The following is a 14,416-nucleotide window of genomic DNA, read 5'->3' on the forward strand; positions in this document are numbered from 1 at the left end:
GGCTCCATGATTAAGAGCCGCCAAGGCCCGATCAAAACCACTGGGAGCAAAGGGGTCGCGAGCCACAGGGCGTTGCTGATCGAGTTGAATAGGCTGGTTGTCGATTCCGGGCATATTTGGGTTTGTCATAAATCCATCCTTTTTTAAGAGCCGGGGCATCCGACTTCTTTAATCTTCTCAGAATTATTATCGTCACCCATCCCCCCCATAGTTGTGTTTTTTGATGTGTTTTTTTATCTTTTAATTTCAGATGGTTGTGAGCTTTTTGCGGCCTCAACCATCCGTTTTTTGACCTCGAGCAGGTATTTGATAAGGTCGGTGGTTAATTCGTAGGCTTGGAGAGCTTGGCGGATTTGTTTTTGTTTCCCCAGCCCTCCGCCGGCTTTACTTTTAAACATGCGTTCTAAAGTCTCATAGCATGATTTAAAAGATTGGTTCAGTTGGGTAAAATCCTCGGTTTCAAGAAGTTTTTCCATGGTGGGGTACCCCATGGATTGTTTGGGAGAAGGATTGGATTTAGGTTGTTGGGCGGCCATAAACGGTTACCTTTGTAAAGGGTGATACCCGTTAAGGTAACGGAAATGAGGATTTGAGTCAACGAAGCTTCAAAAAACAAATTGAACAAGAAAATTAAAAAGCATCTTTTTTCAGTGTGACAAACACCGGAATAAAATCTCCCATTTGAACTGATTTTTTCACAATGGCCGGCCCAAAACCCTCTTTGTCAATTTCAATGCGATAGGTTCCAAATTCAACATCCGAAAGAATCACCGGTGTTTTTTGATCGACCTCTTGATGATTGACAACCACCCTGGCCCCACTGGGTTCGGATGAAATATAAATCACCGCTCCTGTTTTAATAATGCGCTGGAAGACCCGTTTGGCTTCACCAGCCAGCGGGGTATGTGCCTTTGAATTGAGCATCACTTCGATAATGCGTGAAAGGGCGGCATTTTTATTTCCCTCGTCTATCTGTAGCTTTGCCAATCCAAGCTGCGATTCATAATAAAAGTCTTTGCTCTTGATTGACTCTTCCCAATACGTTTTGGCTTTGGGTTTATCGGCCAACAAATAATAAACATGCCCCAGAAAATAATAAATTTCGGCCTTTTCCTTAAGAGTGACATCCCCTTTAAGGGCTTCCACAAGTTCATTAAGCGCATGTGTGGCGTCACTTGTTTCCAAAAATTCCTTGGCCCGATGAATATGCCGACCAGCCAAAGACGTGTCTAAAACAAAAGTTTCTTCATAGGGGACATTCACACGCACATCATAGGTTTCTTGTTTGTCAAAAAAGCCTTCCAATACAAATTTCATCGAATGGTTTCCCAGGGGCAAATCACCTTCAAACGGAGTGACTCCCATTTTCTGGCCATCTACAAACAAGGTGGCTCCCGGGGGCTGGGTCTTTATTTGGGCTGGGAAAAACTGGAGTGCCTTGTCATCCACTGAAATCTCAAGCGAACGGTTTTCGGCGTTCAAATCATATTCACGATGATAGCGCACTTCATAAACGGGCTTGGATGATGCCCCAAGGCGTACCGGCAATTTAAGTTCAACCTGATAATGCCCAAAGGGGATATAAAGGGGTTTTCCATAAACAATGTCATCAAGTCTTACAGGGTTTGCATGGGCCTTGTCATAGGCATAATAACCTTCCAGATAAAACTGCACATCACGGGGAAGTTTTAAAATACGCAGCATACCGATTTCGGCATCAAAATTGATCGAAAAAACCTCCCTGCGCGCATCGGCCTTAAAAACGGTTTTTTGCTGATATTTGTCGCGAATGTCTTTTAAGTCGTATTCCGCCACCACTTCATATTCACGCCCTTGTTCAACATCCACGGGCACTTTAAGTGGCGCATAACCCAAGGCGCGCCCATCCATACGGATAAAGGCCGGCATGGGTTTTGTCTGAATATCCAAAAAAGCATGAAAGATTTCGGAAGTGGGAGTGGGTATCGATGTTTTCGGCTGGATGGTTTCCACAGGAACAGGAGTTCCAGGTTTTTCCTCTACAGTAGGAACAGGCTCCTGTTTTTCTTCCTGGTCTTGGTCAAGAAGGGCTTCATCAATAACTTCATCTATGGATTCTTCGCTATCTTCGATTGTGACTTCTTGAGATTTTTGTAAAGAATGACTTTTGTTGAAATAATAAAAAACAAGCCCGGCCACTCCGCTTAACAAGCACACTGCAATGAAAATAAAACCCAGTCGTTTGCCAACCCTTCCCTCTTCTGCAGCAATTTCGCCCACAGGGACGGGCAATTGTTTATTTTCAGCATCTGTTTCAGGCCCTTCTTTTACAGGTTCGTCAAAAACCCCCTTCGATTCTTCGGCCGGCTCTGTCTCTTTGGGATTCTCCTGTTTTTCTATTTCAGGGCTTTGGGGGGAAGAAGCCGCCACAAAAGTTTCAACCGAGCTTTTTTTATTTTTTTGTGAAACCAAATCCTGGGGCGTTATGGCCTTCAAGGCCAGGCGAAGACTGTAAATACCCAACCCGATTTCATCACAATGGGCCAGCTTGTGATCGGTGTCTTTTTTTATTTTTTTACCATTAAGTAAAGTGCCGTTACGGCTACCCAAATCTTGGATGGTGATACCTGCTTCATCCACAACAATTTTCGCATGCATGCGTGAAAGCGAGGTGTCATCCAGATGAATTTGTACCCTCCCCTTGGCCCGACCCAGAACCTGCTCCCCTTTTTTCAGGGCCAGAACCATACCCTCCTGAGGGCCGGCAACAACTTCCAGGCGCGGGTAGGCTACGTCACTTGGTTTTTGAAATAAGTTCAATTTTTCTGGCGAAATCAGTTCCTCTTCTCCCACAGGAACATCGCCGGTTTTTTCTGGATTATCGGGCATACTTTAATGGCTCGTCGCTCGAGGACTCGTGAACCCGTATAACGAGCGACGAGCTTACGAGTCCTCGATCTTGGCCCCCCACAAACAACTAGATTAAATAGTAGTATTTATTTCTGCAACATTTATAATTAGTTACGATGAAATTGTTCCTTTTTTGCATGATTTGTATTTTTTTGCTTACAGGCCATGGGAAGATGGTTTTTGCTTCTTGTTTGACCCCACCCCCGTCTTTGGTCATGGACGAACAAATGATCGGGTGGCTTAAAACCCAAACCAAAAAATCGAAAACACGCATCGCTCTTTTCCCTTTTGAAGACCGAAGCCAAATAGAACCCGACCTGGCTCTTGGTTCGGGCTTTGCCATTGTTCTTTACGATTTTCTTAAAAAGACCAATGAGACAGGGATCTATCATCCTTTTGTCATGTTACACTCCACCCGCTCGAATAATCTTACAAATGCCGACTTGTTTGATGATGAAAAAATCCTGCAAGCGGCCAGCTCTATCGAAGCCAGCCATGCCGTTTTGGGCCTCTTCCAACGCCAGCCCGACGGGACACTGCGCTATTTTATTAAAATAATGGAGGTCGCCTCAAAAAAACAATTAGGCACAACCATTGAAGAATTCACCGATCAGGGAGACCGATTTTTTGCAAGCATCGGCGAGGCCAGCTCTCAAATTCTTAAAACAATTTCTGGCAGCAAAATCAGTACCGATTTTTTAAGAAATAGTGTGGCCAAAAGCCCAAGTTATGAAGCTTATCGTTATTATTTAAAAGGTATGCTTGAAAGCAGTTCTTACAATGCGACACGTCTGGAAGTGGCCAAGGCCTGGTTTGAAAAAGCCACGAGCCTTTCTTATGGCTTTAAAAGTGCCTTCCATGAAAAAGCACGAACCCTTTTTATGCTGGCCATTATCCAAAAAATAATGGGACAAGATTCATCGGCCAGTATTGGAGAAGCGGCTTTTTTGTTGAAGGAATATCCCCTTGAATCAGAAAAAAAGACAAAAAACGGGGAGGTTTTATCATCCTCTATTGGCACAGAGCGCTGGCTTAAATCCCATTTGGCCTTTGTTTCAGGAATGAACCTTGTAAAGGCAAACCAGCAAGGTCAGGCCCAAAAAGAACTGGGAATCGCAATATCCCTTGTTCCTGAAGATGGGTTGGCCCAGCTGGCCCTCTCACGCCTTGGGAAAACAGGTGATGCAAACCTCGTTTCACAACTGAACCCTTGTAATTTATAAATTATGAAAAAAACTTTTTTTCCAAAATTAATCCTGGTTCTTCTGACTGTTCTTGCAATGGTCCCCTCTTCGGCCGAGGCCAAAAAGAAAAAATTCGATAAACCCTCCAGCCGTGCGGTCTACCACAACAATCAGGGGGTTACTGCCATGTATGAAGGTAATTTCGATCGTGCCGTCTTTGAATTAAAAACAGCCGTCGAGCTTGAGCCAAAATATTTGGAAGGCTGGAACAACCTGGGCTTGGCCTACAAATACAAGGGGCGTTACGAGGATGCAATCAATGCCCTCCAAAAAGCCATTGAAATGGATAAAAAATATGCCTCACCTTACAATCATTTGGGGGCCATCTATTACGACCAAAAACGGTATGATGAAGCGCTCAAACAATTTGAGATGGCCATCAAATACAATAAAAAGTTTGCCGATGCTTATTATAACCGTGCGCTCACTTATGTGGCCATGTCTTACACTAAAAATACAGAAGCCCTTAATTCTGCCACCAGCGACTTGAAACAGGCCACCGACCTCAACCCCGATCATCCTTACGCCCATAACGAACTGGCAAAAATTTATCAGCGTAAAGGTGAATTCGAATTGGCCATTATCCGCTACAAGCTGGCGCTGGAAATCAATCCAAACTTGACTGAAAGCTGGAACAACTTGGCGACTCTCTATAACCAGACAGGACAACCCTTAAAGGCCCAGGAAGCCCTCAATCATGCCCTAAGAAAAGAACCGAATTCTGCCCACACACACATGAATCTGGGAATTTCCTATCTTAAGGAAAAAAATTATCCGCTGGCTCTTCGGGAGTTTGACACGGTCATTAGAAGCACACCCACCAATGAAATGGCCTATTTTAATGTAGGGTTTGTTCATTATCAAATGGGGTTGGATGCCAAAAATAATGGAATGGTTGATAAAGCCAAAACCGAACTGGAAGAAGCCATCAAAGCCTTTATTTCCGCCTTTAAGCTCAAACCAAATTTTGGTGATGCCGCCTACAATGCCGCCTATGCCTACCAAACCTTAAATGACATCCCCAATGCCATTGTCTGGTTTGAAAAAGCACTCCAGGCCCAGCCCGATAATATACGCGCCAGTTATGGTCTTGGGAGTGTTTACGAAGCTCAAGGCGACATGCCCAAGGCAAAAAAATATTATTGCGATTTTTTGAAAGTCGGTAAAACCACCGAACTGCAAGTGGATGTAAAACGTATTGAGCAGGTGGTTTCCCAGGCAGGGGGATGCAAGTAGGGGCCAACCTTGTGTTGGCCCGATATTAATCCAAAAATCAATGCTCCAATTTAAAATCACAAACAGGAAAACAGGCGACGAAAAAAGTTTTAAGACACAAAAGGATTCCGTCATTGTGGGCCGTACAAAAGAATGCGATATCGTTCTTGATTCAAAATCGGTTTCGCGCAAGCACACCGAGATTCTCCGCATTGAGAATGATTTTTTTCTGGTTGATCTTGAAAGTGGCAATGGCACTTTTCTAAACGGCAAATTGCTCAAACCTCTTGAAAAAACACCTCTTCAAAACAAGGATTCCATTCGTATTGAGGAATTTGAAATCATTCCCGTTCTGCCCCGGACAGAAAAAGTATTTTCAGAAGAAAATACGGACTCCGGCATCATCGAAATCAAGATGATTAAAAAAGTTCTCAATGCCATTGACACGGGCCAAAACCCAAGCCTGGAAATAATCAAGGGGCCCCACGAAGGAAGAAAAGCTTTTTTGGATGATCCTATTGACGAACTGTTCATTGGTCGCGACCCTGCGTGTCATCTTTCGATCGAATCAGATGTCATCAGCCGCAGACACGCCGTCATTCGAAAAAAATGGGGAGGGGTCACCATTACCGATCTTCAAAGCAAAAACGGGATGATCATTCACGACAAAAAAGTCAAAGAATACACCCTTAAGGACGGCGACATTATTACTTTGGGGAACATCCAGATTTTATACCGCAACCCCCAGGAAATTGATGTGGAAGGCCTAAGTAAACAGGTTGAAGAAAAATTAAAAACAGCCGCCCAGGAAGAAACACCTTCTTTATCCCCTAACCCAGAATCTGGGCCCGAGCCAAAATCCATTTCCGAACCCGCTTCCGAACAAGCCAAAGCATCCCTTGCCAAAAACGAACCTGAAAGCAAATCTGAACCGGCTGCCGAGGCTTCCAAAACAGATACGGTGGACCAGATTCTCCGGGAAGTTGAAACATCACAGCCGCTTCCTCCAAAAACAATAAAAAGAAAAAGTTTAAACCTTTCTGCTTTCGAGATTTTTTTAATTGGCGTAGGAATTCTCACTTTAGTAGGTGCCATCCTTGCCATCTATGGTTTGTTGTTTTAGGATTTATTAAAATATCCTATGCCCATTAATATCCACAAGCGACATCATAAAATGGTTGGTGACAACAAACGGACCCCGCTCATTGTCAAAGCCATTCAACAAAAAATAAAAAAAGGGGACGTGATCTTTGAAATCGGCTGTGGAACAGGAATTTTGACCTTGGAAGCCCTTAAAGCAGGTGCAGGCCTTGTGTATGCCTGCGATATTGATCCGGAAGCTGTCCGGGCAGCCAAAGCCCTGATCAAAAAAGAAGGGTTTGAAAAAAAGGTCGTTTTTTTTACAGGTCTTTCCTCCGACATGGAGCTTCCCCGGAAAATAGATGGCATTATCGCTGAAACCATCGGCAGCATAGGCTTAAATGAAAACATCCTCCCCTATGTATGCGACGCACGAAAAAAGTGGCTCAAAAAAAATGGCTTCATCATCCCCCAAAATCTGAAAATTTTTCTGGCCCCTGTTAGTTTCTCAAAAAAAATCCCATCGAACAAAAATAACGAATACGATTTCATGACCGGCTTGGTGGAACCCTCACAAATCTTAGCCAAGGAAAAACTCTATGGTGACATTTCTTTTTTAAAAAACGAGTACTATGGTTATGATGCGGAAATGGATTTTACAATCACACGCCCAGGAAATTTGGACGGTTTTTGTGGATGGATCGAAGTCGCATGGGACGCCAACAACATCACGCATACCTCTCCTTTTCATCCATTCACCCACTGGAAGCAAACCCTTTTACCGCTGGCAAAAAGCGCCCCCGTAAAAGTGGGGCAAAAAGTGGCTTTTCGTTTGATTATTGGCCCCAAGGATGAAATTTTTTCAACCGAAACTCTTGTGGAATGGGGATACAAAATTTGTATATGAGATTTGTTTCTTCTCCCAAACAAATATCTTTGCTTCTTTTTTTGATTCTTTCCCTATCACAAACCGCTTCAGCCCATCATTGGCAAAATGTGGACAAGGGCCTTGGCTACACCGTCATCCAGCCGGCTTCGAACGACGAAGGAAAATTAAGTCTTCATGCATTCAAGATCGATCTGAAATATTTTGATCTTAAGCCCCTCTTTTCCTCATCGTTATCCACTCGATTACCCATCAAGCAGATGGTTTTACAAACCCGGGCCAAAGTGGGCGCCAATGCCAATTTTTTTGATGGTACTAACCAGCCTTTGGGTTTGATTATTGACAACAGGAAAATCGTCAACCCTTTCAAAAAAATTTCATGGTGGGGTATTTTTTTGATTGAAAACAAAATTCCTGCCATTGTTCATGCCCATGCCTTCAGACAAAATCCCGCTATCACAACAGCCATACAAGCAGGCCCCCGCCTGGTGATTAACGGGGCTATTCCCCGCCTTAAACCCGATTTAAGCAGGCACACGGCCTTTGGCATACAAAAAAACAATCATGTCATTTTGGTTGTAAGCCAGGAACCCATTGAGATTACCGAGCTGGCGCGCATCATGGCGAAACCCGAAAAAGAAGGAGGGCTTGGATGTGTGAACGCCCTTAATTTGGATGGCGGAAGCTCAAGTCAAATTTACTCCAAGATTGGTTCGTTTGAGTTGGATATCCCCAGTTATGTGGGAGTGCCGGTGGGGTTGGGGGTGTTTCGACGGTAGGGGCCCTGCTTGCTGGGCCCTTAATTGGGCGCACCAAGGAGCGCCCCTACAACTACTTATTCATGCTCTCCAGAAAATCACGATTGGTTTCCGTACCATTCATTTTATCAAGCAAGAATTCCATCGTATCCACCACGTTAAGAGGATGAAGCAATTTACGCAACACCCACACACGGCTCAAAACGTCTTCCGGTTGCAACAATTCTTCCTTACGTGTACCTGATTTGTTCACATCCATGCATGGAAAAATACGTTTTTCCATGAGTTTGCGATCCAAATGAATTTCGGAATTACCCGTTCCTTTAAATTCTTCAAAAATAACTTCATCCATGCGCGAACCAGTGTCGATAAGGGCCGTGGCAATAATGGTGAGCGAACCGCCTTCTTCAATATTGCGGGCCGCTCCAAAAAAACGCTTGGGCTTATGAAGGGCGTTTGAATCGACACCTCCTGAAAGAATTTTTCCTGAAGGAGGAACCACGGTATTGTAGGCACGAGCCAGACGCGTGATACTATCAAGCAAAATAACAACATCTCGTTTGTGCTCTACCAAGCGTTTGGCTTTTTCAATGACCATTTCAGCCACCTGCACGTGACGTGTGGCCGGTTCATCAAAGGTGGAGCTAATGACTTCTCCTTTTACAGAACGTTCCATGTCGGTCACTTCTTCAGGACGTTCATCAATAAGTAAAACAATCAAGACAATTTCAGGATGATTAATGGTGAGCGCATTGGCCAGGTTTTGGAGCATGACCGTTTTACCCGTACGTGGCGGGGCCACAATAAGGCAGCGCTGTCCTTTGCCAATAGGGGCCAAAAGATCAATGATGCGCGTAGTGTAATTGTCTTTTTTACATTCAAGATTAAACCGTGCGTCCGGATAAAGAGGAGTCAAGTTATCAAAAAGAATCTTTTCACGCGCTATTTCAGGATCTTCAAAATTGACTTCTTCCACTTTAAGCAACGCAAAATAACGTTCAGAGTCTTTGGGGGGGCGTATTTGTCCCGCAATATTATCCCCGGTTCTTAAATTGAATTTGCGGATTTGTGAGGGCGAAACATAAATATCATCCGGCCCGGGCAAATAGCTAAAATCCCCCGACCGTAAAAAACCAAAACCATCGGGCAAAATTTCCAAGACACCATCCCCATAAATAACCCCTTGCTGGTCTGTTTGAGCCTTAAGAATGGCAAAAATAATTTCCTGTCTTTTAAGGCCTGCAGCTCCTTCAATATTTAATTTTCTGGTTAAGTTGATGAGCTCTCCAATTTTGACTTCCTTTAAATCACGCAGATAAAGAGTGCCGCCTTTTAAAAAGTCGGCAAAGGCCTCCTCAGCTTGTTTGGGAGTGACCGGTGTCGGGCTGGAAAGAATTTCATCATTGACTTCCCTACCCGAAGACGGGTTCAACCCGGCCTTGGGGCTTCCATTTCCTGCTTCATCGACCTGACGCACAGGAAAATCAGAAGGAACGCGGCTACGCCCTCCGGAACGCGGGCCACCACTGCGGCCTCTTTTAGGGGGTTCATATTCACGCACATTACTATTGGCTAGATTATTTGATTTTCCTTCAGGACTCATATGTTAAACTATTGATTTGACTCGAGATTTTCCAAACTATCCTTTAAGTTCTAAATTGAATGATTTTTTGAAAGGATCTCTGGTCGTTGATTATGAAGTGACTTTAGTGAAACTATAAAAGAATATAAAAATTATCTATGACCCAGGCGCATTCGTCAAGGAAGAATTTTCAATCTTAGCAAATTTCTTTGGATTCAAAAAAATACCCTACCTCAAATTGGGCGGTTTCGGGGGCATCGGAACCATGGACCGTGTTTCGTTCAATATTTTCGGCAAAATCTTTTCGAATGGTGCCCGGGGCTGCTTTTTCAGGGTTTGTAGCGCCCATCAACTCACGCCACTTGGCAATGGCCCCTTCCCCTTCCATGACAAAAGGAACAACCGGGCCACTGGTCATGTATTTCACCAAATCCTTGAAAAAAGGTCTTTCTTTGTGAACAGCATAAAAACCTTCCGCCTTGGCCGTATTTAATTGCAATTTTTTGATGGCAACAATTTTCAACCCAGCCTTTTCAACACGGGACAAAATTTGCCCGATTAGATTACGCGCTACACCATCGGGTTTGATAATACCTAAAGTTTTTTCTGTCATTTTATTTCCCTGTAGGGGCGCGGTTTCCGTCCGCCTAAGGCGGAGGGGTACCCCGCCCCTACGAAATTAACGATAATATTGTTTCAACGTTGTTCCCAAATCTGCCGGGCTGCGCGAAATTTTAACACCGGCTGCTTCCAGGGCGGCAAATTTTTCGGCCGCTGTACCTTTACCACCTGAAATGATGGCGCCCGCATGTCCCATGCGTTTACCAGCCGGGGCTGAAGCCCCGGCAATAAAACCAACCACAAGTTTTTTGACGTTCTTTTTGATGAAGTCGGCCGCCTCTTCCTCAGCACTGCCTCCAATTTCACCGATCATGATGATGGCCTGTGTCTCCGGATCTTTTTCAAACAATTCCAAACAATCGATAAAATTGGTTCCATTGACCGGATCGCCCCCGATACCAATACAGGTAGACTGGCCCAAACCAATGCGGCTTACCTGATCAACAGCTTCATAGGTGAGTGTGCCACTACGCGAAACAATACCGATATGCCCCTTTCGATGAATAGGTCCGGGCATGATCCCGATTTTGCATTCTCCCGGTGTAATGATTCCCGGACAATTGGGCCCGATCAGACGGCTTTTCCTACCTTGCATGAAGCGTTTGACACGCACCATGTCCAAAACAGGAATTCCTTCGGTAATGCACACAACCAATCCTATCCCCGCATCCACGGCTTCCATGATGGCATCGGCCGCAAAAGGAGGTGGAACATAAATCACCGAAGTATCAGCCCCTGTATTTTTTTTGGCTTCACCCACTGTATTAAAAATGGGAATCCCCTCAAAAGCTTGTCCCCCTTTACCTGGGGTAACACCGGCCACCATTTGAGTCCCATATTCCTTGCAAGCCTTGGTATGAAACTGCCCCGTGGAACCGGTAATTCCTTGAGTGATGACTTTGGTGTTTTTATTAACGAGAACAGACATAAAAAAACGGGCCATCACAAGGATGGTCCCTACATTATTTAATGGCTCCGACTACTTTTTGCGCGGCATCGGTCATGGTGTCGGCGGGAATAATGGCCAAGCCTGATTCAGACAAAATTTTTCTTCCCAATTCAACATTGGTGCCATGCAAACGGGCCACAAGGGGAATTTTTAAACCCACTTCTTTCACCGCAGCCACAACCCCTTGGGCAATCACATCGCACTTCATGATGCCCCCAAAAATATTCACCAAAATGGCCTTCACTTTGGGGTCGGACAAAATAATTTTAAAGGCAGCGGTCACTTTTTCAGCGGTGGCACCACCGCCCACATCCAAAAAGTTTGCCGGTGATCCGCCATGCAATTTGATGACATCCATGGTGGCCATGGCCAGCCCCGCCCCATTGACCATGCAACCGATATTGCCATCTAAGCTAATGTAGGAAAGATCGTATTTTTTGGCTTCAATTTCAGCGGCATCTTCTTCCGACACATCGTGCAATCCTTCGTAGTCCGGGTGACGGAAAAGAGCATTATCATCAAAATTAAGTTTGGCATCGGCTGCAATCAAATGGCCCTGGGCTGTAACCACCAAGGGATTCACTTCAACCAGCGAGCAGTCCGCTTCCACAAAACACTTGGCAAGCGCGGCGCAAAACTTGACAAACTTGCCCACCAATTCAGGTACCAATCCCAAGCCAAAAGCCAGGTTGCGGCCCTGATAGGCCTGAAAACCAACGGCTGGATCAATGGCTTCCTTAAGAATTTTTTCAGGAGTTTGGGCCGCTACTTTTTCAATTTCCATGCCGCCTTCGGTGGAAGCCATAAGAGTAACACGCGATGTGGCGCGATCGAGCACCGCCCCCAAATAATATTCCTTGGCAATTTGGATGCCCTCTTCAATGAGAACTTTGTTGACTTGTTTGCCAGCGGGCCCTGTTTGATGGGTGACTAAAATATTGCCTAAAATTTTGGAAGCGACTTCACCGGCTTGGTCGGGGGACTTAACAACCTTTACTCCACCATCGAGAATGGGCGCGGCAAGCAGCGCCCCTACCTTGTATATTTTACCTTTTCCTCTACCACCGGCATGAATTTGTGATTTCACCACAATAACGGGCGACCCCAGTTCTTTGGCGGCCGCTACGGCTTCAGAAGGACTATAGGCAATTTTGCTTTTGGGAACGGGGATACTGTATTTACGGAAAATTTCTTTACCCTGATATTCGTGGATGTTCATGAGAAGTGGCGTAATTATAAGGAAACAGTAGGGCTGTCAAGAAAATGAAATCTTGTTTTTTGAATGGAAAACGGGTTACCCCACCGTGCGTTCTTGGGAACCGGTGATGCTGGGGGGGCGGGATTGTTGAGCTTCGTGTTGGGCGATTTGTTGTTTTTGTTGGTCACTTTCGGCCTGTTCACGTTGGGCTCGTTGGCGGGGATCTTCACCCCGTTCGTTTTTATCATTTTTGGACACAAACATTCCCTTAGTTGCATCAAGGGCGCCCTTGTCAAAGTCTTTACGACGAGCACGACGATCTTCCCGGCTAGCAGAAACAAGCTGATCGCCCATTTGCATCAAATGTTGCATGCCTTGCTGAAGTGCTTGGAAAGCACGATTGGCCCCTTGCTCAATTGATTGAGCCACCTGTTGTTGAAGTGTCGCATTAAATTGAATGGCCGCTTTGGCAGCATCGTCACTATAATCTTTAAATCCAAGCAATTCTCTGACACTTTTAAATAATTGCGTACCTGAAGTCCCCGTTCCAAGAATAGTACTAAGACTACTTGCCCCTTCCGCAGCAGCAGCTAAAGCCGATTTCTTTTCTTCGTCTGTTCTATTGGCTTCAGCAGTTTTTTTAATCCCATTATGTTCTGCTTGGGTTAATTGGATCCCTGTCAATTTTTCAAATTTTTTGCGGTTGTCCGCATCATCACTGGTCATGCCTTCACGAACGGCTAGGAGATAATCTGCCTTGTCTTTTTTGGCTCTTTCCAACAATTCACGATCGGCTTGAACTCGAATCGCCTTTGCGTGACTTTCACCGGGAGATCCATCCTCTATAGTTTGGCTCCGTTTTAAGGCTGCCTCGGCCCTGCCGATAGCTTCGTCTCTTGAAGCGATTCCATGGTTAATGGCCCCTTTTACCTCATCCTTACGTGTTTTAAGCGCCTCTGGGATTTGTTCCGAAGCGAAATACTGTGAAATATCTCCCAAAGGTTTCTCTCTTTTTACCAATTGGAACTTGGCTTCTTCATCCATCCCTTTGGTGCGTAATTCCCAGGCTGTTTCAAAACGATCTGAATCAGCCTCACTGGGTTTGGCATCCCCAAAAGTTTGATGTCGGGCATATGCTTTATTATCAGAATATTTCTCTAAACCTTTTCTATCTTTACGAGGGTCAAAATCATTTAATTCTTGTAGGGCCGTATCTGGGTTATCTTTAGTCTTTGCACTCATGTCACGTACATACAGAGGTACGTTTAGGCCCGCTTCAGTTGCTTTTTGGGCCGCAAGGGATTCAACCGCTTTTTGTTTATCACCAGATGCCTTAAATTCTCTTTCAGGTTTCAGCGTAGGGCCATCTATGTATTTTGGACTCCCATCTGTCTCTACCATTTGGGTTCCATCTGGATTTCTGGCCACTATCCGTTCATGTTTTTGATTTTCAAAATTTGAATCACCGGCGGATTTGGGAGGTACAATCGCAGCAAAATCAGTTGCCTTACGTGTATCACCAGCGCTTCCCTCTTCAGCTGGAGCGGCCTCTTTGGCTGCTTTATCTGCTTTATATCGGGCAATATCTTCGGGTGTGGCGGCAACCAAGGTGCCTTCATAGATAATATTCTGACTACCATCAGGATTTTTTACATCTTTTATTTTTATCCCACGCAAAACAGCATCTGGAGTTTGATCACCATCTACGTCTTTATAGATGGGTTTATTATCAACAATGGCCCTGTCCAACATGAAGGTATCGATGCAAGATGTAGGATCGGTAACCTTACATTCTCCTCCTGCTAAATCAACCGGGGTAAATTCGACTTGATCCTTCACTGATTTTTTGGGGTCCTGTGAACTGGCAATATCTCCCTCTACCGTATATTCAAGGGATGTCATGCTACTAAATGTGATTGGTTCTGCCATAATCTGTTACCCCACAAACCTTTCCATATAGATACTTTTCATACTTCTCCCCTTACCCATCTATT

12 protein-coding genes and 1 pseudogene (1 of these 13 only partly in view) are annotated in these 14,416 nt (G+C 44.8%); 5 read left to right on the forward strand and 8 right to left on the reverse strand.

Annotated features, from left to right (window positions below):
* The 3 genes and pseudogenes from A2048_01745 to A2048_01755 form a co-directional block, all read right to left on the reverse strand.
* A pseudogene (locus tag A2048_01745) lies at positions 1 to 159 on the reverse strand (hypothetical protein) (it extends 255 nt beyond the left edge of the window).
* 74 nt (positions 160 to 233) lie between these two features.
* A complete protein-coding gene (locus A2048_01750) occupies positions 234 to 536 on the reverse strand; it encodes a hypothetical protein (protein ID OGP10231.1) in 303 nt (100 codons plus the stop codon).
* Positions 537 to 630: 94 nt separating this feature from the next.
* On the reverse strand, positions 631 to 2,868 hold the full coding sequence (locus tag A2048_01755; GenBank protein ID OGP10232.1) for a hypothetical protein: 2,238 nt from the start codon (positions 2,866 to 2,868) through the stop codon (positions 631 to 633).
* 158 nt (positions 2,869 to 3,026) lie between these two features.
* On the opposite strand from A2048_01755, the gene A2048_01760 reads away from it, so the two are divergent.
* The 5 genes from A2048_01760 to A2048_01780 are packed head-to-tail and all read left to right on the forward strand — an operon-like array spanning position 3,027 to position 8,093.
* Positions 3,027 to 4,112: a hypothetical protein gene (locus A2048_01760; protein OGP10233.1), complete on the forward strand. Its 1,086-nt coding sequence runs from the start codon at positions 3,027 to 3,029 to the stop codon at positions 4,110 to 4,112.
* Positions 4,113 to 4,115: 3 nt separating this feature from the next.
* Positions 4,116 to 5,369, forward strand: a complete 1,254-nt coding sequence (locus A2048_01765) for a hypothetical protein (protein ID OGP10234.1) — start codon at positions 4,116 to 4,118, stop codon at positions 5,367 to 5,369.
* 40 nt (positions 5,370 to 5,409) lie between these two features.
* Positions 5,410 to 6,471, forward strand: a complete 1,062-nt coding sequence (locus A2048_01770; protein OGP10235.1) for a hypothetical protein — start codon at positions 5,410 to 5,412, stop codon at positions 6,469 to 6,471.
* 18 nt (positions 6,472 to 6,489) lie between these two features.
* A complete protein-coding gene (locus A2048_01775) occupies positions 6,490 to 7,335 on the forward strand; it encodes a hypothetical protein (GenBank protein OGP10236.1) in 846 nt (281 codons plus the stop codon).
* A complete protein-coding gene (locus tag A2048_01780) occupies positions 7,332 to 8,093 on the forward strand; it encodes a hypothetical protein (protein OGP10237.1) in 762 nt (253 codons plus the stop codon). The genes A2048_01775 and A2048_01780 overlap by 4 nt, the downstream gene beginning before the upstream one ends.
* Positions 8,094 to 8,145: 52 nt before the next feature.
* Here the strand turns inward: A2048_01780 and A2048_01785 are convergent, their stop codons facing one another.
* The 5 genes from A2048_01785 to A2048_01805 form a co-directional block, all read right to left on the reverse strand.
* The gene (locus A2048_01785) at positions 8,146 to 9,387 is read right to left on the reverse strand and encodes a transcription termination factor Rho (protein ID OGP10256.1); all 1,242 of its coding nucleotides are present in this window, start codon (positions 9,385 to 9,387) and stop codon (positions 8,146 to 8,148) included.
* A gap of 463 nt (positions 9,388 to 9,850) precedes the next feature.
* Positions 9,851 to 10,267 (reverse strand): nucleoside-diphosphate kinase, encoded by a 417-nt coding sequence (locus A2048_01790; protein OGP10238.1) that lies wholly within the window; start codon positions 10,265 to 10,267, stop codon positions 9,851 to 9,853.
* A 66-nt stretch (positions 10,268 to 10,333) separates the two neighbouring features.
* Positions 10,334 to 11,203, reverse strand: coding sequence for a succinate--CoA ligase subunit alpha (locus tag A2048_01795; protein ID OGP10257.1), 870 nt, complete (start codon positions 11,201 to 11,203; stop codon positions 10,334 to 10,336).
* 34 nt (positions 11,204 to 11,237) lie between these two features.
* On the reverse strand, positions 11,238 to 12,443 hold the full coding sequence (locus A2048_01800; GenBank protein ID OGP10239.1) for a succinate--CoA ligase subunit beta: 1,206 nt from the start codon (positions 12,441 to 12,443) through the stop codon (positions 11,238 to 11,240).
* A 75-nt stretch (positions 12,444 to 12,518) separates the two neighbouring features.
* Positions 12,519 to 14,324, reverse strand: coding sequence for a hypothetical protein (locus A2048_01805; protein OGP10240.1), 1,806 nt, complete (start codon positions 14,322 to 14,324; stop codon positions 12,519 to 12,521).
* Positions 14,325 to 14,416: the final 92 nt, after the last annotated feature.

The organism is Deltaproteobacteria bacterium GWA2_45_12, from assembly GCA_001797365.1.
Lineage (GTDB): Bacteria > UBA10199 > UBA10199 > UBA10199 > UBA10199 > UBA10199.

Bases quoted from the DNA above. Each gene is read 5' to 3' on its own strand.
- A2048_01750 (OGP10231.1), bottom strand. From the start codon at position 536: ATGGCCGCCCAACAACCTAAATCCAATCCTTCTCCCAAACAATCCATG.
- A2048_01755 (OGP10232.1), bottom strand. From the start codon at position 2,868: ATGCCCGATAATCCAGAAAAAACCGGCGATGTTCCTGTGGGAGAAGAG.
- A2048_01760 (OGP10233.1), top strand. From the start codon at position 3,027: ATGATTTGTATTTTTTTGCTTACAGGCCATGGGAAGATGGTTTTTGCT.
- A2048_01765 (OGP10234.1), top strand. From the start codon at position 4,116: ATGAAAAAAACTTTTTTTCCAAAATTAATCCTGGTTCTTCTGACTGTT.
- A2048_01770 (OGP10235.1), top strand. From the start codon at position 5,410: ATGCTCCAATTTAAAATCACAAACAGGAAAACAGGCGACGAAAAAAGT.
- A2048_01775 (OGP10236.1), top strand. From the start codon at position 6,490: ATGCCCATTAATATCCACAAGCGACATCATAAAATGGTTGGTGACAAC.
- A2048_01780 (OGP10237.1), top strand. From the start codon at position 7,332: ATGAGATTTGTTTCTTCTCCCAAACAAATATCTTTGCTTCTTTTTTTG.
- A2048_01790 (OGP10238.1), bottom strand. From the start codon at position 10,267: ATGACAGAAAAAACTTTAGGTATTATCAAACCCGATGGTGTAGCGCGT.
- A2048_01795 (OGP10257.1), bottom strand. From the start codon at position 11,203: ATGTCTGTTCTCGTTAATAAAAACACCAAAGTCATCACTCAAGGAATT.
- A2048_01800 (OGP10239.1), bottom strand. From the start codon at position 12,443: ATGAACATCCACGAATATCAGGGTAAAGAAATTTTCCGTAAATACAGT.
- A2048_01805 (OGP10240.1), bottom strand. From the start codon at position 14,324: ATGACATCCCTTGAATATACGGTAGAGGGAGATATTGCCAGTTCACAG.